Source organism: Streptomyces platensis (assembly GCF_008704855.1).
Taxonomy (GTDB): Bacteria; Actinomycetota; Actinomycetes; order Streptomycetales; family Streptomycetaceae; genus Streptomyces; species Streptomyces platensis.
In genome coordinates this window covers 6,639,201-6,659,155 of the sequence record NZ_CP023691.1, presented here as the reverse complement: position 1 = coordinate 6,659,155, position 19,955 = coordinate 6,639,201, and the positions used below count along the sequence as shown (strand labels likewise).

The following is a 19,955-nucleotide window of genomic DNA, read 5'->3' as shown; positions in this document are numbered from 1 at the left end:
CTATTTCCCCTGCCACTTGGGGGCCCGCTTCTCCGTGAAGGCGGCGTGGAATTCCGCGTAGTCGTCGCTGTTCATCAGCAGCGCCTGGGTGGCGGCGTCCATCTCCACGGCGGCGGCCAGCGGCATATCGAGCTCGGCGGTGAGCAGCGCCTTGGTCTGGGCGTGTGCCATCGCGGGCCCCTCGGCGAGCCGCTTGGCGAGCGCCGCGGCCGCCTCGTCGGCCCGGCCCTCCTCGGCCAGCTCGCTGATCAGACCGAGGCGTTCGGCCTCCGGTGCGCGGACGGTGTCGCCGAGCATCAGCAGCCGGGTGGCATGGCCGAGGCCGATGACGCGGGGCAGGAGATAGGCCGCGCCCATGTCACCGCCGGACAGTCCGACCCGGGTGAAGAGGAAGGCGAACCGGGCGGACGGGTCGGCGACCCGAAAGTCCGCGGCCAGCGCGAGCACCGCGCCCGCACCCGCCGCGACCCCGTGCACCGCCGCGATCACCGGGAACGGGCACTCCCGCACCGCCCGGACGACCTGCCCGGTCATCCGGTTGAAGTCCAGCAGCTGCGCGGTGTCCATGCCCAGGGTGGCGCCGATGATCTCCTCGACATCGCCGCCGGAGCAGAATCCGCGCCCCTCGCCCGCGAGCACCAGGGCGCGTACGGAACGCTCCCTGGACAGCTCGGCGAGCAGGTCGCGGAGGTCGGCGTAGGCCTCGAAGGTGAGCGCGTTGAGCTTGTCCGGGCGCGCCAGGGTGACGGTGGCGACCCCGTCCTGCCGCGTCACGCGAAGGTGCTGCCAGGTCTCGGTACTGCGGGCGGATCCTGCGAACGGGCTCATCGGGCTGCCTGCCCCCTTTGGCCGGGTCGGCCGGTGGATGCTGTTCCGGATGCCTCTCGAAGTTATCACCCCTTCATGACTGTCGTCATGAAAACGCGATACGACACGGGGCGACGACGGCATCCCGCCACCCGCCGCGGCCGTCGGGGTGAACGGCCGAAGGTCCCGGCCACCGCATGACGTAGGTCATCCGATCCCCGGCCGCTCGCCCCTGATTCCCCGCAGCCGCGCTTCCTACGGTGGAGAGGCCCGATCCGGTCTCAGGCCGCCGACCCGGCCCTTCACGAACGGACGAACCGCGCATGCTGGCACCGCCCACCCCTGCGACCTGGCGCATCGCGCTGCCGCGCGGCGCGACCGCCGTCCCCATCGCCCGTGCGATGGTCCGGACCGCCATGCAGGATCTCCGGGTGACGGCCGACCGGACCACCGCTCAGCTCCTGACCGCGGAGCTGGTCACCAACGCGCTCAAGCACACCTGCGGCGCCGCCCCCATCGAGCTGGTGGTGGAACAGCGGCCGACGGGCTGCCGGATCGAGGTACACGACGACAGCCCACTGCTCGTGGAGGGCCTGGGCGATCCGGTCCCGCTGGGGGAGCCGGGGGTGATGGTGGTGGGGGCACCGGGTGGCGGCGCGGCGGGGAGGCCGCCGGGCGGTCCGTTGGGCGGGCCGTCAGCCGGCCGGGCGCCGGACGGCCAGGTCCCGATGCAGCGGGGGGAGGAGGCCGGGCGGTCCGGAGACGGCGCCGGGACGGGCGTTGGTGGGGACGAGGGACCGGACGAGGGCGGCGGGCAGCCGGAAGCCGATCGCGACGCCTACGCCGACGGCTCCCCGGACTCCCGTTCCGCGGACGACGCCGACACTGATGCCGACGCCGACGCTGACGCCACTGCCGAGAACGGCACCGACACCGGCCCCTACCCCGACGCCCCCTCCCCGGCCCCGCGTGGTCTGCTGCTGATCCGGTCCCTCAGCGCGGCCTCCGGCTGTCGTCCGACGCCGCGCGGCAAGGCCGTCTGGTTCACCCTTCCCGAGGTGCGGCGCCGACGCTGACGGCGGCCGCGTCAGCACCGGTCGCGTCGGCGTCGGCCGCATCGGCGTCGGCCGCCGGGCCCTGCGCCCCCGTCGCGAGCCGCGAGCGACGGCGCCCGTAGCACGCGTAGACCAGCGCACCGGCCACCAGGAACCCGGCGAACTGGAGCCAGGTCGCCGGACCGGTGCCGTAGATCAGGTAGAGGCAGAAGGCGATGCCGAGCACCGGGCTGACCGGGAAGAGCGGGACGCGGAAGCGGCGCGGCAGATCGGGGCGGTTGCGGCGGAGCATGATCACGCTGAGGTTGACCACCGCCATGACCGCCAGCGTCCCGATGGTCGACAGGTTCATCACCGCGTCCAACGGGACGACCGCGGCCGGCACCGCGAAGACGGCCGTGACGATCCAGGTGTTGGCGACGGGCGTGGACGTCCGGGGCGAGACCCGCTCGAAGATCCGCGGGACCAGCCCGTCCCGCGCCATCGACATCAGGATGCGGGTCTGGCCGTACATGACCGCGAGAACGACCGAGGCGATGGCGACGACGGCGCCGAACGCGATCACCCCGCCGCCGAGCGTCGAGTGGGTGACGTGGTTGACGATCAGCGACAGTGCTGCGGGCCGGCCGCCGACCTGGCCGGCGGAGAGCGCGCCGATGGCGGAGAGCGCGACCAGGCAGTACAGGACGGTGACCACACCGATGCAGACCATGATCGCGACGGGGATGTTCCGCCGCGGGTCCCTGGCCTCCTCACCGGCCGTGGTGATCGCGTCGAAGCCGATGTACGAGAAGAACGCGAGCGAGGCACCGGAGGTGATGCCGGCGACGCCCTCAGGGGCGAACGGTGACAGGTTGCCGGCCTGGAAGGCGCTGAAGCCGATCACGCAGAACAGGACCAGGATCGCGAGCTTCAGCACGGCCATCGCGGCGGTCGCGCGGGCGCTCTCCCGGATGCCGCGGACGAGCAGCAGCGCGGCGAGCAGCATCACGACGACGGCCGGGATGTTGACGATGCCGCCGTCGCCGGGGGGCTGGGAGAGCGCGGCTGGCAGCTGCCAGCCGGTCAGGCTGCCGAGCAGCTCATTGAGGTACTGGCCCCAGCCGACGGCGACCGCCGAGACCGAGATGCCGTATTCGAGCAGCAGGCACCAGCCGACGAGGAAGGCGAGGCGCTCGCCGAGGGTGGCGTAGGCGTAGGAGTAGGCGCTGCCGGACACCGGTATCGCGCCGCCCAGCTCCGCGAAGGAGAAGGCGGTGAAGACGCAGGTGACGGCCGCCAGGACGAAGGACACGAGGACGGCGGGACCGGCCTCGGCGACGGTGTCGGACAGGCCGACGAAGATACCGGTGCCGACGATGGCGCCGATGCCGAAGCAGATGAGCTGGAAGAGCCCCATGCTGCGCCGGAGGCCGTTGCCTTCGAGGTCCGCGCCCGATTCGGCGATGAGGAGGTCGGGCGATTTGATGCGCAGTCCGGACGGACGCAGGAAGGGCGGGCGCACGGTGTGGTTCTCTCTCTGGTGGTGCGACGCGCGTGGCGGGGGTGGGGCCACACACGGAGCGGGGTCCGGACCGGTGGGTCCGAACCCCGCGAGCGGATCGATGGTAACCGCCGAAACCGTATGATCGCCCGTTTGCGTGTATGGCTATGCGGTGGGCTGTTTTGTGCGGTGCGCGCCCGCGCGGGCCCTACCGGGCGAGCGTGGCGACCAACACCGCCTTGATGGTGTGCATCCGGTTCTCCGCCTCGTCGAAGACGACCGAGTGCGCGGACTCGAAGACCTCGTCGGTGACCTCCAGCGACGACAGTCCGTGCCGGGCGTGGATCTCCCGGCCGACCGCGGTGCCCAGGTCGTGGTACGCGGGCAGGCAGTGCAGGAACTTCACGTCCGGCTTGCCGGTGGCACGCAGCACGTCCATGGTCACCGCGTACGGGACGAGCAGCGCGATCCGCTCGTCCCAGACCTCCTTGGGTTCGCCCATGGAGACCCAGACGTCGGTCGTCACGAAGTCCGCGCCGCGCACGCCCTCGGCCACGTCCTCGGTGAGCGTGATGCGGGCGCCGGAGGCGTCGGCCAGCCGCTGCGCCTCGGCGATGACCGTCTCCTCGGGCCACAGCTTCTCGGGCGCCACGATCCGTACGTCCATGCCGAGCAGGGCGCCGGTGACGAGGTAGGAGTTGCCCATGTTGTTCCGGGCGTCGCCGAGGTAGGCGAAGGCGGTCTCCGTCAGGGGGCGGCCCCGGCCGTGCTCGACCATCGTCAGCACGTCGGCGAGCATCTGGGTCGGGTGCCAGTCATCGGTCAGCCCGTTGAAGACCGGCACCCCGGCGTGGGCGGCCAGTTCCTCGACGTCGGACTGCCGGCTGCCGCGGAACTCGATACCGTCGAACATCCGGCCCAGGACCCGGGCGGTGTCCTTCACCGACTCCTTGTGCCCGATCTGCGAGCCGGACGGGTCCAGATAGGTGGTGGAGGCACCCTGGTCCGCGGCGGCGACCTCGAAGGAGCAGCGGGTCCGGGTCGAGGTCTTCTCGAAGATCAGGGCGATGTTCTTACCCTGGAGACGAGGGACCTCGGTGCCGGCGCGCTTGGCCGCTTTCAGCTCGGCCGCCAGGTCGATCAGTCGGCGGAATTCCTCGGCGCTGAAGTCCAGCTCCTTGAGGAAGTGGCGGCCCGTGAGGTCTATCGCCATGGGTGGGCTCCTGGGTTCGCGGCGGTCGGGACGGACTCGGACCCTGGAATTATATACGCACGCACGCATCCCTATACGGGCTGGCGGCTGCCGTACGGGTCCGGCCCCTCCTCCCGGGCGGAGTACCCGGCACGCTCAGGCTGCCCCCGACACCGCGTCCCTCGCCACCGGACAGCTCATACAGCGCGGCCCGCCGCGGCCGCGCCCCAGCTCGCTCCCCGGGATCGTGATCACCTCGATGCCGCGCTTGCGGAGGAAGGTGTTCGTGGTGACGTTCCGCTCGTACGCCACCACCACGCCCGGCTCCACCGCCAGCACATTGCAGCCGTCGTCCCACTGCTCCCGCTCGGCGGAGTGCACGTCCTGGGTCGCGGTCAGCACCCGGATGTCCGCCAGCCCCAGCGAGGCCGCTATGGCGCGGTGCATATGCTCCGGCGGATGGTCGGTGACCTTGAGGTCCTGATCCCCCGAGCCCGGCTCGATGGTGTACGAGCGGAGCATCCCCAGGCCCTCGTACTGGGTGAAGGTATCTCCGTCGATCATCGTCATCACGGTATCCAGATGCATGAACGCCCGGCGCTTCGGCATATCCAGGGCCACGATCGTGCGCGCCGAACCCGCCGCGAACAGCCCCCGCGCCAGCAGCTCGACGGCCTGGGGCGTGGTCCGTTCGCTCATCCCGATCAGTACCGCGCCACTGCCCATCACCAGGACGTCGCCGCCCTCGATCGTCGAGGGGTAATCCGCCTGCCCCTCCGACCAGACGTGGAAGTCCCCGCCGCGGAAGAGCGGATGGTGCCGGTAGATCGCCTCGTAGTGCACGGTCTCGCGCTGCCGGGCGGGCCAGCGCATCGAGTTGATCGACACCCCGTTGTAGATCCAGGCGGAGGTGTCGCGGGTGAAGAGGTGGTTGGGCAGCGGGCCCAGCAGGAAGTCGTCCAGGTCCATCACATGGAAGCGGACGGAGGTCGGCTCGGCGTGCCGCTCCAGGAACTCCCGTTTGGTCATGCCGCCTACCAGCGCCTCGACGAGTTCCGGCACGGGCAGTTCGTCGAAGGCGGCCCGCAAATGGTCGGTGGCCAGCGGCCCGTATTCCTTCTCGTCGAAGACGCGGTCGAGGACGAGCCGCCGCGCCTCGGGGATCTGGAGGCTCTCGGCCAGCAGATCCCCGAAGAGGTGCACCTCCACCCCCCGGTCCCGGAGCACATCCGCGAAACCGTCGTGCTCGGCCCGCGCCCGGCGCACCCACAGGACGTCATCGAAGAGCAAGGCGTCCTTGTTCGAGGGCGTGAGCCGCTTCAGCTCCAGATCGGGGCGGTGCAGGATGACCCGGCGCAGCCGCCCGGCCTCGGAGTCGACTTGGAATCCCATCCACCCATCTTGGCCGCTCGGACGGCTCTGCGGAGGGAGTCGGGCGATGTCGGTCCGGTCAGGCCCGGGAGTTGCGCGAAAGCACCGGCAGTCACGTGGGCCCCAGGAGTGTTCCCGGGCCTGCGGCTCGTGCCCGGCCACCCGCTCTCCGCCGCCACGGCATCCAGGCGGTCTGCGACGGGCCGGGAGGGGAAGGAACTCTCCCTCCCTCCCCTCCAGTCCGCCTACAGCCGCGGGTCCACCGGCTCCGACTCCAGGGCGAGCACCGCGAAGACCGCCTCATGGATCCGCCACAGCGGTTCGCCGTCCGCCATCCGGTCGAGCGCCTCCAGGCCGAGCGCGTACTCCCGCAGGGCCAGCGAGCGCTTGTGGCCCAGGTGCCGGACGCGCAGCCGCCGGAGGTTCTCCGGACGGGTGTACTCCGGCCCGTAGATGATCCGCAGGTACTCGCGGCCACGGCACTTGACGCCCGGCTGGACGAGCCGGCCGTCGGCCTGCCGGATCAGCGCCTGCACCGGCTTGACCACCATGCCCTCGCCGCCGGCCGCGGTCAGCTCCTGCCACCAGGCGATACCGGCGGCGACCGAGGTCTCGTCCCCGGTATCCACCAGGATCCGCCGGGTCGTGGCGAGCAGCCCCGGCAGGTCCGTGGCGCCGCCGGCCCTCCCGCTGTCCCGGGCCGCCACCGCGCCCTCGGCCGCGATCAGCCGGTCGAGCAGGGCGAGCTGCTCGGTGTGCGCCAGTCCGGCGAGGCTGCGGCCCCGCACCGCGAGGATCTGGAACGGTGCGAGCCGCACACCGTCCAGCTCCCCGAGCCCGGCGCCGCCGCCCGGCACCTGCGGCTCCTCGTCGTCCGCCGCTGTCGCCCCGACGCGCCAGCAGTAGCGCCGGTACGCCTCGGTGAACGCGGCCGCGTCCGCCGCCCGGTCCTGCTGCCGGCCGCGCAGCGGTGCCACCTCGACCCCGCGGGCGGCCGCCGCGTCCAGCGCACCGAGCACGCCCGGGAACGCCGCCCCGGACGCCGCGCCCACCGCCGCGTACTGCTTGCGCAGCAGACCGGTCGCCTTCAGGGACCAGGGCATCAGCTCGGCGTCCAGCAGCAGCCAGTCGGTCTCCAGCTCGTCCCACAGACCGGCCTCCTCGGCGCAGTCCCGGACCCGCCGCAGCAGGCGCTCGGTCACCTCCGGGTCGTCGAAGAACGGCCGGCCGGTACGGGTGTACAGGGCGCCCGAGACCCCCTTGGGCACGCCGATGGGGGTACCTCCCATGCCGTTAGGGCCATGGGGGAGTTCACCGGCCACGGTCTCGTCACGGCACACCAGCGCCACCGCACGGGACCCCATGTGCTTCTCCTCGCACACCACTTCCCGTACGCCGTCGGCCCGGTAGCCGGCGAACGCCTCCGCGGGGTGCTCCAGGTACCCCTCCTCCGACGAGGTCGCGCAGGGCGCCATCGTCGGCGGGAGGTACGGCAGCAGCCGCGGGTCGATCGCGAAACGGCTCATCACCTCCAGCGCGGCCGCGGCGTTCTCCTCCTTGACCGCGAGGCGGCCCATGTACCGGGTCTCCACGATCCGCCGCCCGGCCACATCGTTCAGATCGAGCGGACGGCCGTCCGCCCCGCCGGGCGCCTCCGACGCCAGCGGCTTCGTGGGCTCGTACCAGACCCGCTCGGCCGGTACGTCCACCAGCTCGCGCTCCGGCCACCGCAGCGCGGTCATCGCCCCGCCGAAGACACAGCCGGTGTCCAGGCAGAGGGTGTTGTTGAGCCAGGTGGCGCGCGGGGTGGGGGTGTGGCCGTAGACGACGGCGGCGCGGCCGCGGTAGTCCTCGGCCCAGGGGTAGCGCACCGGCAGGCCGAACTCGTCGGTCTCGCCGGTCGTGTCCCCGTACAGCGCGAAGGAGCGCACCCGCCCCGAGGTCCGGCCGTGGTATTTCTCCGGCAGCCCGGCGTGGCACACCACGAGGCCGCCACCGTCCAGGACGTAGTGGCTGACCAGGCCGCGGATGAACTCCGCGACCTCGGTACGGAAGGCCGCGTCCTCCTTCTCCAGCTGCTCGACGGTCTCGGCGAGCCCATGGGTGTGCTGGACCTTGCTGCCCTTGAGGTAGCGGCCGAGCTTGTTCTCGTGGTTGCCCGGCACACACAGCGCATGCCCGGCCCCGACCATGCCCATCACCAGTCGCAGCACGCCGGGGCTGTCCGGCCCGCGGTCGACGAGGTCACCGACGAAGACCGCCGTACGGCCCTGGGGGTGTACCGCGTCCACCGGCCGGCCGAGCGCGTCGCGCACCAGCGCATAGCCCAGCCTGCCGAGCAGGGTCTCCAGCTCGGAACGGCAGCCGTGGATGTCCCCGATGATGTCGAACGGACCGGTGAGATGGCGCAGATCGTTGAACCGCCGCTCCGTGACGACCTCGGCCGACTCCACCTCCTCCGGGCCGCGCAGGATGTGCACCTTGCGGAAGCCCTCCCGCTCCAAGTGGCGCAGGGAACGGCGGAGTTCACGCTGGTGGCGCTGGATGACCCGGCGGGGCAGCCCGGCCCGGTCGGCGCGCGCCGCATTGCGTGCGGCGCAGACCTGCTCGGGCATGTCCAGCACGATCGCCACCGGGAGGACGTCATGCTCCCGGGCCAGCCGCACCAGCTGGGTACGCGCCTCGGACTGCACATTGGTGGCGTCCACGACCGTCAGCCGCCCGGCGGCCAGCCGCTTGCCCGCGATGAAGTGCAGGACGTCGAAGGCGTCACCGCTGGCGCTCTGGTCGTTCTCGTCGTCGCTGACCAGCCCCCGGCAGAAGTCGGAGGAGAGGACCTCGGTCGGCCGGAAGTGCCGGGCGGCGAAGGTGGACTTGCCGGAGCCGGTGGCTCCGATCAGCACCACGAGGGAGAGGTCGGGCACGGCGAGCGTACGCGGCGCCCGCTCGGTCCGGGGCTGCGACGGCGGCTCCCCGCTCCCCTGCCGGGGACCGCTGTCCTGCGCGCTCCCGCTCTCCTGCTGGCCCTCGTGCGGGTGCTCGTTCTTCTCGCCGTACCCGGTACGGTCGTCGTCCGTCATGCCGCGACCTCCTTCCCCCTCATCGAAGCACTGCTGACACCTTCAGGCGCCCGGTCTTCCCGGACGCTCCCGCTGCCTTCGGACTGCCGGTCCTCCCGGCTGCCGCCCTCGGGGCCGCGGTCTGCCCTGCTGTTCCCACTGCCTTCAGGGTCTCGGCCTTGCCGGCTGTTCCCACTGCCTTCAGGGTCTCGGCCTTGCCGGCTGTTCCCACTGCCTTCCGGGCCGCTGCTGTCGTCACCGGCCCTGCGGAAGTGCGCGAGCTGGGTGGGCGGGCCGACCTCGGGGTCGTCCGGGCCCACCGGGCCGAAGCTCACCTCGTAGCCGTGCCGGGCGGCGACCTCGCGCGCCCACTGCCGGAACTCCTCCCGGGTCCACTCGAAGCGGTGGTCCGCATGCCGCACCCGGCCGGCCGGCAGCGACTCCCAGCGCACGTTGTACTCGACGTTCGGCGTCGTCACCACGACCGTGCGCGGCCTGGCCGACCCGAACACCGCGTACTCCAGCGCCGGCAGCCGCGCCGGATCGACATGCTCGACGACCTCGCTGAGCACCGCCGCGTCATACCCCTTCAGCCGGCCGTCGGTGTACGCCAGCGACCCCTGTACGAGCCGTACGCGTTCCGACTGCCGCTCGGACATCCGGTCCAGCCGCAGCCGGCGGCGCGCCTCGTGCAGCGCCCGCATCGACACATCCACGCCGACGATCTCGGTGAACTGCCTCTCCTGGAGCAGCGCACCGACCAGCTGGCCCTGCCCGCAGCCCAGGTCCAGCACCCGCGCCGCCCGGGCAGAGCGCAGGACCGCGAGGATCGCCTCCCGCCGCCGGACGGCGAGCGGCACCGGCTTCTCCTCGGTGTCCGCCTCCTCGTCCACGGCGTTGTCGAGCTCCTCCGCGGCCACATCGTCCGACTCGGCCAGCCGCTCCAGTTCCAGCCGCTCCATGGCCTGGCGCGTCAGCGACCAGCGCCGCGCGAGATAGCGGCCGACGATCACCCGCTGCTCCGGATGGCCCTCCAGCCAGCCCTCGCCGGCCCGCAGCAGCTTGTCGACCTCGTCGGGCGCGACCCAGTAGTGCTTGGCGTCGTCCAGCACCGGCAGCAGCACATACAGATGCCGCAGCGCCTCGGCCAGCCGGCACTCCCCTTCCAGCACGAGCCGTACATAGCGCGAGTCGCCCCACTCCGGGAACGTCTCGTCCAGCGGTACCGGCTCGGCCCGCACCGTCCAGCCCAGCGGCCGGAACAGCTTGTCCACCAGCTCCGGGCCACCCCGGGCGGGCAGCACCGGCACCTCGATACGCAACGGCAGCGCCTGCGCCGCCAGCTCGGGCCGTGCCGTGCACTGCCCCTTCATCGCGCTGGCGAAGACGGTCCGCAGCGCCACCGCCAACAGCGAGGAGGCCGCGTACGGACGGTCGTTCACATACTGGCCCAGCGCCGAATCCGGCGCGCCGCCCCGGCCCTTGCCGCGGCTCTTGCGCACCAGGGCGATGGGATCGACCTCCAGCAGCAGTGCGGCGGTGCACCGTTGTGCGTCGGCCTCCGGATAGAAGACATGCGCGGTGCCCTGCGACGTCGAGAACCGCTGCGCCTTGTCGGGATGCTTGTGCAGCAGAAAGCCGAGGTCGGTCGCGGGACGGTCGGCGCTGCCGGTGGTGGTTATCGTCAGGAACACGCGTCCGAGTATTGCCGCAAGACAGCCCGGGTCCCACCGGTTTTCCGCAACAGCGCCGCCCTGCCCGGCGTCAGCCCAACTGCGACTGCACCTGCGTCGAGATCAGCTCCAAGTGGTCCAGATCGTCCAGGTCCAGCATCTGTAGGTAGACACGGGACGCGCCGATCGCGGCATAGCGGCCGATCTTGTCGACGACCTCGGCGGGCGAGCCCGCCAGGCCGTTGGCTTTCAGCTCGTCCACCTCGCGCCCGATGGCCGCGGCCCGTCGCGCCACCTCGGCATCGTCCCTCCCGACGCAGGCCACGAGGGCGTTGGAGTACACCAGCTCATCGCCCTTCCGCCCGGCGGCTTCGGCGGCCGCCCGCACCCGTCCGAACTGGCGCGCACTGTCTTCGAGCGAAGCGAAGGGGATATTGAACTCATCGGCGTACTGCGCCGCCAGCCGCGGTGTACGCGTCGCACCGTGGCCGCCGACCAGCACCGGCACCTTGCCCTGGGCGGGCTTGGGCAGCGCGGGCGAATTCTCCAGCTGGTAGTAGGTCCCGTCGTAGCTGAACTCCTCTCCTGTTGCGGTGGCCCACAGGCCGGTGATGATCGCCAGCTGCTCTTCCAGCCGTCCGAACTTCTCCTTGGGGAACGGAATGCCGTACGCCTTGTGCTCCTCCTCGAACCAGCCCGCCCCGAGGCCCAGTTCGACCCGGCCGCCCGACATCTGGTCGACCTGGGCGACCTGGATGGCGAGCACACCCGGCAGCCGGAAGGTGCCGGCCGTCATGAGCGTGCCGAGACGGATGCGCCGGGTCTCACGAGCGAGACCGGCCAGCGTGATCCAGGCATCGGTCGGGCCGGGCAGGCCGTCGGCATCGCCCATCCGGAGATAGTGGTCCGAGCGGAAGAACGCATCGAAACCAAGATCCTCAGTAGCTTTGGCGACCTTCAGCAGAGTCTCGTAGGACGCGCCCTGCTGCGGCTCGGTGAAGATTCGTAGGTCCATACCTCCATCCTGCACTCCGCACGACACCCCAACCGTCGGCGAGCGTTTCGGCGCAGCGGGTCGGACTGGGTATGGGTGCGTGGGGGGATGGGGGGATGGACACGGCCGGCGGTGGGCGGGGCCTGCCCATGAATGGCGCGAGACATGCGACGGGGCGAGCGCAGGGGTTGGTGCGGTCGTGCGGCGCTGTGGTGCTCAGGCGGGGTTCCGGTCGCGCACCTCCAGTTTCTCCAGTATTCCGGCCACGCGGTCTCTCGATTCATCGACCGTGTCCATCGCCTCGACGCAGGTCCAGTACATCCCCTCCTCGTCCGCCAGCAGCACCACCGCCACCAGCGCTTCGCACACCTCTCGCAGCAGGAGGCACAGGCCGGTTAAAGCCGCCTTGGCATCCCGCACCTCGGACAGCTGAGCCGCCCGCAGCCCACCGGTGAACGACGCCGGGCACAGCAGTCCCCCGCTGAACCGCCCGCCTGCGTCGCCCAATCCCCGGGCCCTGGACCGCACTTCGTACGGCCCGAATATCGCGAGATGGCTGCCGACCGCCTCCGCCAAGGCCTGCGCCTGCCATGCCTCGACGATCACTCCCTGAACCGTGTTCGCCTCTGCCAGCCCGCGTCGACTGGCCACGATGATCCGCACCGCGTCCATCCGCTCCCCTCCTTTCCCCTTCATTCGCATGCACCCTGCACTCTTTCCACTACCCAGAGTGAATGCGAACACCCAAAAAAGCCAGGGGAATTCGCAAATCTGTGGACAAGCAAGGCGATGTGGAAAGATCCATGACTCCGGAGAGTGACAAGCGGCTGTCGTACCCCCGCTCCCTCCCCTTCCGCCCCAGCGCCCCCACCCCTCACACCACCGGCACAAGCCACGCGAAACCGCCGAAGCGAACACGGACCGGACCACCGGGCGAACAGCACACGGCACCACGGACAACACACCAGGGGCGGGGCCGGCGTTCACACCCCGCCGGCCCCGCCCCTGCGCCCCCGCGCTCCTCGCTCCCCCGTGTCCTCCGCTCCGTCCCCCGCCCTACTCCTCGCCCTCCCGCGGCCGGTCCGGGCGCGCCGAGCGGACCGCCGGGAAGCGCGACTCATTGCGCTCGATCTTCGCGGCGAGCGCCGCCAGGGCGTCGATCCCCAGCGCCTCGCAGAACTGGAGCAGATACGCCAGCACGTCCGCGACCTCGTCCTCGACCCGGCCGGCCTTCCCCGGGTTCGCCATCACCTTCGCCGACTCCTCCGGCGTCAACCACTGGAAGATCTCGACGAGTTCCGCGGCCTCGACGCTGAGCGCCGCGGCCAGGTTCTTGGGCGTGTGGTACTGCTGCCAGTCCCGCGCGGCCGCGAATTCGGCCAGCCGTCGCTGCAGCGCATGAAGATCCTCGCTCATACCCCTAGGTGTAGCACCTGGACGCCGGGCAGCCCCTCGGCGACCGAGGGATCCCGCACCGTCCCCAGCAGCCGCACATGCCCGCGGTCGGTCATCCGCAGGGCCAGCGACACCAGCTCACGCGCCTGCCTGGGGTCCATACAGCGGTCCATCCCGTCGGCCATCACCGTCATCTGCTGATGAGCGGACGGCACCTCCCCCACCGGATCCATGGCCAGCACCTCCGGCCCGGTGAGCAGCACCAGCGCCAGGGCGAGAAACCGCAGCTCACCGTCGCCGAGCTGCTCGACGGGCAGCTCGCCGAGCTCCCCCCGGTCGAGGACCGCCCGCACGCCCGCTACCCCGGCCCGTGGCCCCGCGGTGCCCACCGGCCAGGCCGGCACAGCGGCGCCGGCGGGCGATTCCCCCGTACCGCCCGCCTGCCGCGGCACCGCACGCAGCCCCTCGACGGGACCGGCGCAGGCCTCCCGTACCGCCGCGACCAGCACCGCATGCCGTCGTGCACACTCCTGGCTCGTCCGCTCCAGCACCGCGGGCAGGTTGTCGCAGGACGACCGCAGCCGCCCCTCGGCCCGCGCGCCCTCCGTATCGCGGCTCCAGCCGCCCGCCTCACCACTACTGCCCTTACGCTTCCGCGGCCCTCCGGCCCCGGCAGCCCCGCCCGGCTTCCCCGGCCCGCCCCGCAAGCCCGCCTCCCGGCCACTCCGCCGCACCCCGGCTCCATGTCCGGCACCACCGGCCGCGCCGGCCGTACCGGCCCCATCGGCACCGTCCGCACCACATGCACCGTCCGGCCCGGCTCCCCCCGTACCGCCCGTCCCCGCGCCCCGCATGACCTCCGGCTGCGGGTCGCACACGAACGCCGACCGCAGCGCGACCACGACCTGTTCGGCCGCCGCGAGGACCAGGCGCTGCCCCGCCGTCTTGCCCGCGACGCGCAACGGCAGGAGCGAGGTGCCGAGCCGGTCGTCGGGCAACGGGGCACGGGTCACCGGAGTCGCCCCCGCGGTGTGCCAGGCCGCCTGGACGGTGGGGCGGTCCGGGTCGGTGAGCGCGGTGGTCAGCAGGGTCTCTCCGCCACCGGTCAACCGCTCCCCGACGATGCGGAGTTCGGGCTCGGCCTGGACGGCGAGATCGAGGCTGACGGGGCCGGCCGGACCGTCGACCGTGCAGCCGATCCGGAACCCCCGCCGCCCCTGTGCGTCGGGGCGCGCCAGGGCCGGCACACACGCCGCCGGGCTGCCCGCCACCTCCCGCACGGCCCGCGCCAGCGACTCACCACTGCCGAGCCGGGCGAGGATCTCGTACGCCTGAAGCGCACTGGACTTGCCGCTTCCGCTCTCACCGCTCAGCAGCGTCAGCCGGGTGAGCGGCAGGGTGAGGCCGCGATGGGTTTTGAAGGCGGACAGCCGTAATTCGGTCACCGCCGGCCGCACAGTCTCGGTATTCATGCCGGGACGCTATGCAGCACCCCGACCGGAGAACCGTTACGCCCAACAGCTCTTCCTACGAATGGGGGACGCCCCCGAGTGCCGTTTCCGCGACCTCGGTGCCAACGGGGGCCAGCAGAAAGACATTGGTGTCGACGCGGTGCATCCCGCTGCCGAGCCCGAAGACGACTCCGCTGGAGAAGTCCAGGATGCGCTTGGCGACGTCGGTGTCGGCGCTGCTGAGGTCCAGCAGGACGGGGATCTGCGCCATCAAGTACTCGGCGACCTCACGGGCGTCCGCGAAGGTCTGGACGCGGATGACGATGAACCGCCGCAGCTGCTCCGCCGGCTCCTCCTCGGGGAGGGCACGGTGGTCGGGCCAGGAAGGCCATCCGCTGCTGCTGCGGAGCGGGACGACCTCGGCGAGCCCTTCCCACTGCTCGTCGGTGGCATCGGGGCCGTTCACCGAATCACCTCACCCAGGGGAGCGCTGGCTGTCTGCGGTATCTGCATCGCACAATTCTAGGGATAGACGTACAAAGCCCGGCGGACGCGACACACGCCGCGTCGCGTCCGGTTCCATCCTGCACCATGGCCGCTGACCTGTGCTGACATCCTCGGCAGATATCCTGCGTCGAGATTCTGTGTGCCCGTTCATCCCCCTTGTCACGGAGGTCCGTTCTGTCGTGAGCTCTGAGCCTCCCGGCCGTCGGCCGCGTGGACTGCGCGGCCTGCGCAAACCCGCGAAGAAGCGGCCCGCGGGACCGCCGCCCGCCGAGACCGCGGCCGGTTCCGCCACGCCGGAACCGCCGGCCGAAACCCCCAGCAGCATCATCACCGCGGCCCTCTACCGTGACGGACACCGCGTCAGTACCCATGACACGCTCGCCGACGCCTTCCGGCAGCAGCGCGCCACCTCCGACACCCTCGCCTGGATCGGCCTGCACCGCCCCACCTCCGCCGAACTGGTCACCCTGGCAACGGAGTTCGACCTCCATCCGCTCGCCATCGAAGACGCCCTGGAGGCGCACCAGCGGCCCAAGCTGGAGCGCTACGGCGGCACCCTCTTCGTCGTTCTGCGCGCCGCGCGCTACCTCGACGACCCCGAGGAGGTCGACTTCGGCGAGCTGCATGTCTTCGTCGGCCGGGACTTCGTGATCACCGTGCGGCACGGCGGCGCCCCCGACCTGTCGGCCGTACGCCAGCGCATGGAGGACACCCCCGAACTCCTCAAACGCGGCCCCGAAGCCGTCCTCTACGCGATCCTCGACGCGGTCGTGGACGGCTACGCACCGGTCGTCGACGGTGTCCAGACCGATATCGACGAAATCGAGACCGAGGTCTTCGGCGGCGACCCCCGGGTTTCCCGCCGTATCTATGAACTCTCCCGTGAGGTGGTCGAGTTCCAGCGCGCCACCCGCCCGCTGAACGGCATGCTGGAGAGCCTGACCGCGGGCTTCGAGAAGTACGCCATCGACGAGGAACTGCGCCGCTATCTGCGCGATGTGGCCGACCACGTCCTGCACACCACGGAGCGGGTGGACGGCTTCCGGCAAGCCCTTCAGGACATCCTCACCGTCAACGCGACCCTGGTGAACCAGCAGCAGAACGCCGAGATGCGCGCTCTGGCCGAGGCCGGTTTCGAGCAGAACGAGGAGGTCAAGAAGATCTCGGCATGGGCGGCGATCCTCTTCGCGCCGACCCTGGTCGGGACGATCTACGGCATGAACTTCGACCAGATGCCGGAGCTGCACTGGGTCTTCGGCTACCCCTTCGCCCTCGTCCTGATGGCGGTCGTCTGCACCAGCTTGTACCTCATCTTCAAACGGCGCCGCTGGCTCTGACCAACGACTGCCGGGGGCGGCAGCCGGGCGGGAACCCCGGAGCGGGGCTCAGGGCCGTCAGCGCGGGGCCAGACCGGTCCGGTAGGCGATGATCACGAGCTGGGCGCGGTCCCGGGCGCCGAGTTTGGCCATCGCGCGGTTCACATGGGTTTTGGCGGTGAGCGGGGTGACGAAGAGCCGCTCGGCGATCTCGTCGTTGGACAGACCCGTGGCGACCAGGGTGACGACCTCGTGTTCCCGCGGGGTGAGTGTGGCCAGTGACGGCGGCGTGTGCGGGCCGGGTGGTGCGGGCTGCGCCAGGAAGCGGTTGATCAGGGCCTTGGTCGCGGTCGGCGAGAGCAGGGAGTCGCCGGCCGCCACCACCCTGATGGCGTCCAGCAGTTCATCGGGGTTGATGCCCTTGCCGAGGAATCCGCTGGCGCCGGCGCGAAGAGCCTCGGCGACGTATTCGTCGTTCTCGAAGGTGGTCAGTACCAGGATCCGGACGCCCGCGAGGTCCTCGTCCCCGGTGATGAGCCGGGTGGCGGCGAGCCCGTCGAGGTCGGGCATCCGGATGTCCATGAGGACCAGGTCGACGCGGTGGCTGCGGGCCCTTTCGACCGCCTCACGTCCCGTGGAGGCTTCGGCGACCACGTCCATGTCGGCGGCGGAGTCGATGAGTATGCGGAAGGTGCCGCGCAGGAGGGCCTGGTCGTCGGCGAGCAGGACACGGATGGTCAAGGTCAGCCCTTTCGGCGGGTGCGGAGCGGTAGTTCGGCGTGGATGCGGAAGCCTCCGGTGGGGCGCGGTCCGGCGGTGAGGGTGCCGCCGGCGGCCCGGGCCCGCTCGTGCATCCCGATCATTCCGTGACCGGTGCCGCTACCCGGGGCTGCTGCGGTGGCCGGGGTGGCGGGTCGGTTGCCGCTCCTGGTCTTCGGGGAGCCAGGGCCGTCGTCCTCGACGGTTATCCGCAGGGCATCGGTGCGGTAGTGCAGCTGGACCTGCGCGGAGACCGGGCCGACGTGCTTGCGGGTGTTGGTCAGGGCTTCCTGGATGATCCGGTAGGCCGTCATATCGGTGACCGGCGGCAACTCCTGCGGCTGTCCGGTCCGTTCGAGGGTGAGGGCGAGACCGGAGTGGCGGAAGGAGCCCAGCAGAGCGTCGAGGCCGGCGAGGCCGGGTGCGGGTTCGTGGGGCGCGGCCGGGTCGTCGCCGTATCGGAGCAGCCCTACGGTGGCGCGGAGCTCGTCCAGTGCCGCCCGGCTGGTGTCCCGGATCCGTTCCAGTGCCTGGTAGGCGTGTTCGGGGTCGGCGCGCATCAGATGGTGGGCGACGCCTGCCTGGGCGTTGACCAGGGTGATGTGGTGGGCGAGGACGTCGTGGAGCTCCCGGGCGATGCGGAGGCGTTCCTCGGTGACGCGGCGGTGGGCCTCTTCCTCTCTGGTGCGTTCGGCCCGTTCGGCCCGCTCCAGGGCGGAGGTGAGCAGTTGCCGGCGGCTGCGGACGGCGTCGCCGCTGGCCACCGCGAGGCCCAGCCCGGCGATCAGGGACAGGTGTTCCCAGAGGTTCTCCAGAGCGGGGCGGGAGATCAGCGAGGTGGCGACGAGTACGCCGATCGCCGCTGCGCGCACGCGCCAGGTGGTACGCCGGCCGGTGTGCATCGTCATCGAGTAGAGCGCGACCGCGGTGGCGACGGGCGACGACCCCGAGTACGAGAGGACGAGGATCTGGGCGATGTTCACGGCCGTGGTCGCCGCGACCACCGGCACCGGCCGGCGGCTGCGGGCCACCAGGGGCGCACACGCCAGTGCCAGGCCGGTGAGGAACGAGGCGACCGAGGTCCGGTGGTAGTAGGCGGAGCCTGCCGCCACCGGGGCGGCCAGGACGAAGCAGCTGACCGCGAGGGCCAGGTCCCCCCGCCACGGCCGGGCCCGTAGCGACTGCCTGAGCCGGTCGATCATCTGCACTCCTTCACCGTACGCAGCGCCCCGGACCAGCCATGACGCGCATCCGCCCGGCACCGCCCCCGGGCTCGATGGACGAACCGGGGACGACGCCCGGCCCGACCCGGGTCACGCCCGGTCAGGGCCGGGACGGCGCGCGACGCACCCGCCTCCTGCGGATCGTCCATGACCGTGCACAGGACGCCCGGTGCCGGTCGTCATCAGGTGGCTGCCACCGTCATCTCCTCCTGCGCCAGCAGCTTCTGTAGCTGGTCCTTCTCGGCGTGCAGGCGCTCCAGCAGCACGGCCCGCTGTTCCTCGGAGAGCGAGCCGGTCGAGCGGGTCGTGAGACGCGAGGCGTCGCTCCACTCGCGCAGGCCGCGGTCCGCGGACCACCGCAGCATCAGATCATCGATGTGTGCGGCGGCACGGAGCCAGTCCAGGGCGGTGCTGGGGTGGGGCGCGGGGGTGCACATCCGGTTCTTCTCGGCGTCGTCCTCATATGCGGCCTCGACGTGGGCGGCGAATGCGGCGCTGAACACCTGCTGGCACGGGACCAGCGCCTGCAAGGTGATGCCGGAGCCACTGAACACCGGCACCGTCGGCCGCGGTTCGAGGCCATCGGCGGTGCAGTCGATGTAGAGGGTTCCGGGGCGGGCGGGGACGGTCGTCCCGTCGAGTTCCACCGTGTCGGCGCCGATGCGCCGGACCCTGCCGTGGCGGACGACATCGGGAATCCGCCGGAGCTGTGCCAGTTCGGACCGGGTGACCGTCGCGCAGCGGAACGCCGTCGGTGTGACGTCCGACGACAGCCTGAGCAGGGAGCCGTTGGCTTCCAGCCGCTGAAAGAGCTCGTCGATCGTGTCGGATTCGAGCACCGCCCGCACCCGGGCGCTGAGCGATTCGGCCCGGACCGCGGCGAACTCCGGGCCGGGCTGGATCTGCGCACGGTCGAGCAGCCAGGCGTCGCGCGGCATGATCCAGGTGAGGTCCGCCGGGTCGACGCCGTGCCGCAGCAGCCAGAGGCAGGCGTCGATGCCCGTCTTTCCCGCGCCCACCACGGTGTAGTGCGAGGACGCGGCCTCCAGGGACGGCAGCTCGTTGGGAGTGATCAGCCGGACCCCGGGACCCACGTCGTACCTCGGCGGGCACATCGCCGGAACCGTGACGTTCATATAGGTGGCGTCCACGGTCCGCCGGCGCACCCGTATGCCGAACTCGGCACCGCTGACGACGGAGTGACACCGCTGGACATCCGGTCGCGCCGGATCCGGGCCGTCGTGGACGGACATGGGGAAGTACGAGACACGACCGGTCGGCAGGAGGGTCTTGTGCATCACCTGGTCGAAATAGGTGAGGATTTCATCGGCCGATGCCAGCTCGTGAAGTCCCGCGTTCCCGCCGTGCCGGTCCACTTCGCCGGTTCCCAATTCGCGGGAATTGACGCCGTAGAACGCGGACGGCTGATGCAGGCGCACGTAGGGGTAGGCCACGGTCCAGTGGCCGCCGGGCCGGCCGTAGCGGTCGACGAGGGCCACCGTCGCGTCCGTCTCGGCCACCAGAGTGTCGGCGAAGGCCATGCCCATCGCGCCGGCCCCGACGATCAGGTAGTCGACCTCTAGCATTTCCGGCTCTGACACCGTATTCCTTCTCTCGTGTGGGTGTGGAACTCGCACCTGCGCCGGCGCGCAGCGGCGCCTTCGCCGCCC

Annotated in this window: 16 protein-coding genes; 2 read left to right on the top strand and 14 right to left on the bottom strand. The window is 71.4% G+C overall.

Annotated elements, in window-relative coordinates:
• Nucleotides 1–828, bottom strand: coding sequence for an enoyl-CoA hydratase family protein (locus CP981_RS29475; RefSeq protein WP_085926123.1), 828 nt, complete (start codon nt 826–828; stop codon nt 1–3).
• Nucleotides 829–1,130: 302 nt separating this feature from the next.
• Between CP981_RS29475 and CP981_RS39580 the strand changes: the two genes are divergently transcribed.
• On the top strand, nt 1,131–1,883 hold the full coding sequence (locus CP981_RS39580; RefSeq protein WP_085926122.1) for an ATP-binding protein: 753 nt from the start codon (nt 1,131–1,133) through the stop codon (nt 1,881–1,883).
• On the opposite strand, the gene CP981_RS29465 is transcribed toward CP981_RS39580, so the two are convergent.
• The 10 genes from CP981_RS29465 to CP981_RS29420 all read right to left on the bottom strand — a co-directional run bounded on the left by CP981_RS29465 (nt 1,852) and on the right by CP981_RS29420 (nt 14,946).
• Nucleotides 1,852–3,351, bottom strand: a complete 1,500-nt coding sequence (locus tag CP981_RS29465; RefSeq protein ID WP_085926149.1) for an amino acid permease — start codon at nt 3,349–3,351, stop codon at nt 1,852–1,854. The genes CP981_RS39580 and CP981_RS29465 overlap by 32 nt on opposite strands.
• Nucleotides 3,352–3,553: 202 nt before the next feature.
• On the bottom strand, nt 3,554–4,558 hold the full coding sequence (argF, locus tag CP981_RS29460) for an ornithine carbamoyltransferase (RefSeq protein WP_085926121.1): 1,005 nt from the start codon (nt 4,556–4,558) through the stop codon (nt 3,554–3,556).
• Nucleotides 4,559–4,693: 135 nt separating this feature from the next.
• A complete protein-coding gene (locus CP981_RS29455; protein WP_085926120.1) occupies nt 4,694–5,929 on the bottom strand; it encodes an arginine deiminase in 1,236 nt (411 codons plus the stop codon).
• Between the two features lie 224 nt (nt 5,930–6,153).
• A complete protein-coding gene (locus CP981_RS29450; protein ID WP_244329834.1) occupies nt 6,154–8,988 on the bottom strand; it encodes a polynucleotide kinase-phosphatase in 2,835 nt (944 codons plus the stop codon).
• A complete protein-coding gene (locus CP981_RS29445; protein ID WP_244329833.1) occupies nt 8,985–10,661 on the bottom strand; it encodes a 3' terminal RNA ribose 2'-O-methyltransferase Hen1 in 1,677 nt (558 codons plus the stop codon). Before CP981_RS29445 ends, CP981_RS29450 begins: the two co-directional genes overlap by 4 nt.
• Before the next feature lie 70 nt (nt 10,662–10,731).
• A complete protein-coding gene (locus tag CP981_RS29440; protein ID WP_085926119.1) occupies nt 10,732–11,655 on the bottom strand; it encodes an LLM class F420-dependent oxidoreductase in 924 nt (307 codons plus the stop codon).
• Between the two features lie 195 nt (nt 11,656–11,850).
• Nucleotides 11,851–12,306, bottom strand: a complete 456-nt coding sequence (locus tag CP981_RS29435) for a DUF6099 family protein (RefSeq protein WP_085926118.1) — start codon at nt 12,304–12,306, stop codon at nt 11,851–11,853.
• A gap of 384 nt (nt 12,307–12,690) precedes the next feature.
• The gene (locus tag CP981_RS29430) at nt 12,691–13,050 is read right to left on the bottom strand and encodes a nucleotide pyrophosphohydrolase (RefSeq protein WP_085926117.1); all 360 of its coding nucleotides are present in this window, start codon (nt 13,048–13,050) and stop codon (nt 12,691–12,693) included.
• On the bottom strand, nt 13,047–14,501 hold the full coding sequence (locus CP981_RS29425) for a P-loop NTPase family protein (protein WP_085926116.1): 1,455 nt from the start codon (nt 14,499–14,501) through the stop codon (nt 13,047–13,049). Before CP981_RS29425 ends, CP981_RS29430 begins: the two co-directional genes overlap by 4 nt.
• A 55-nt stretch (nt 14,502–14,556) precedes the next feature.
• Nucleotides 14,557–14,946 carry a cell division protein SepF gene (locus CP981_RS29420; RefSeq protein WP_085926115.1) on the bottom strand — a complete coding sequence of 130 codons (390 nt, stop codon included), beginning with the start codon at nt 14,944–14,946 and terminating at the stop codon, nt 14,557–14,559.
• A gap of 220 nt (nt 14,947–15,166) precedes the next feature.
• Here CP981_RS29420 and CP981_RS29415 point away from each other — a divergent pair, with 220 nt between their 5' ends.
• Nucleotides 15,167–16,324 carry a magnesium and cobalt transport protein CorA gene (locus tag CP981_RS29415; protein ID WP_208852993.1) on the top strand — a complete coding sequence of 386 codons (1,158 nt, stop codon included), beginning with the start codon at nt 15,167–15,169 and terminating at the stop codon, nt 16,322–16,324.
• Between the two features lie 57 nt (nt 16,325–16,381).
• On the opposite strand, the gene CP981_RS29410 is transcribed toward CP981_RS29415, so the two are convergent.
• The 3 genes from CP981_RS29410 to CP981_RS29400 form a co-directional block, all read right to left on the bottom strand.
• Nucleotides 16,382–17,044 carry a response regulator transcription factor gene (locus tag CP981_RS29410; protein ID WP_085926114.1) on the bottom strand — a complete coding sequence of 221 codons (663 nt, stop codon included), beginning with the start codon at nt 17,042–17,044 and terminating at the stop codon, nt 16,382–16,384.
• 2 nt (nt 17,045–17,046) lie between these two features.
• Nucleotides 17,047–18,264 carry a sensor histidine kinase gene (locus CP981_RS29405; RefSeq protein WP_085926113.1) on the bottom strand — a complete coding sequence of 406 codons (1,218 nt, stop codon included), beginning with the start codon at nt 18,262–18,264 and terminating at the stop codon, nt 17,047–17,049.
• A gap of 203 nt (nt 18,265–18,467) precedes the next feature.
• Nucleotides 18,468–19,886: an NAD(P)-binding protein gene (locus CP981_RS29400; protein WP_244329832.1), complete on the bottom strand. Its 1,419-nt coding sequence runs from the start codon at nt 19,884–19,886 to the stop codon at nt 18,468–18,470.
• Nucleotides 19,887–19,955: the final 69 nt, after the last annotated feature.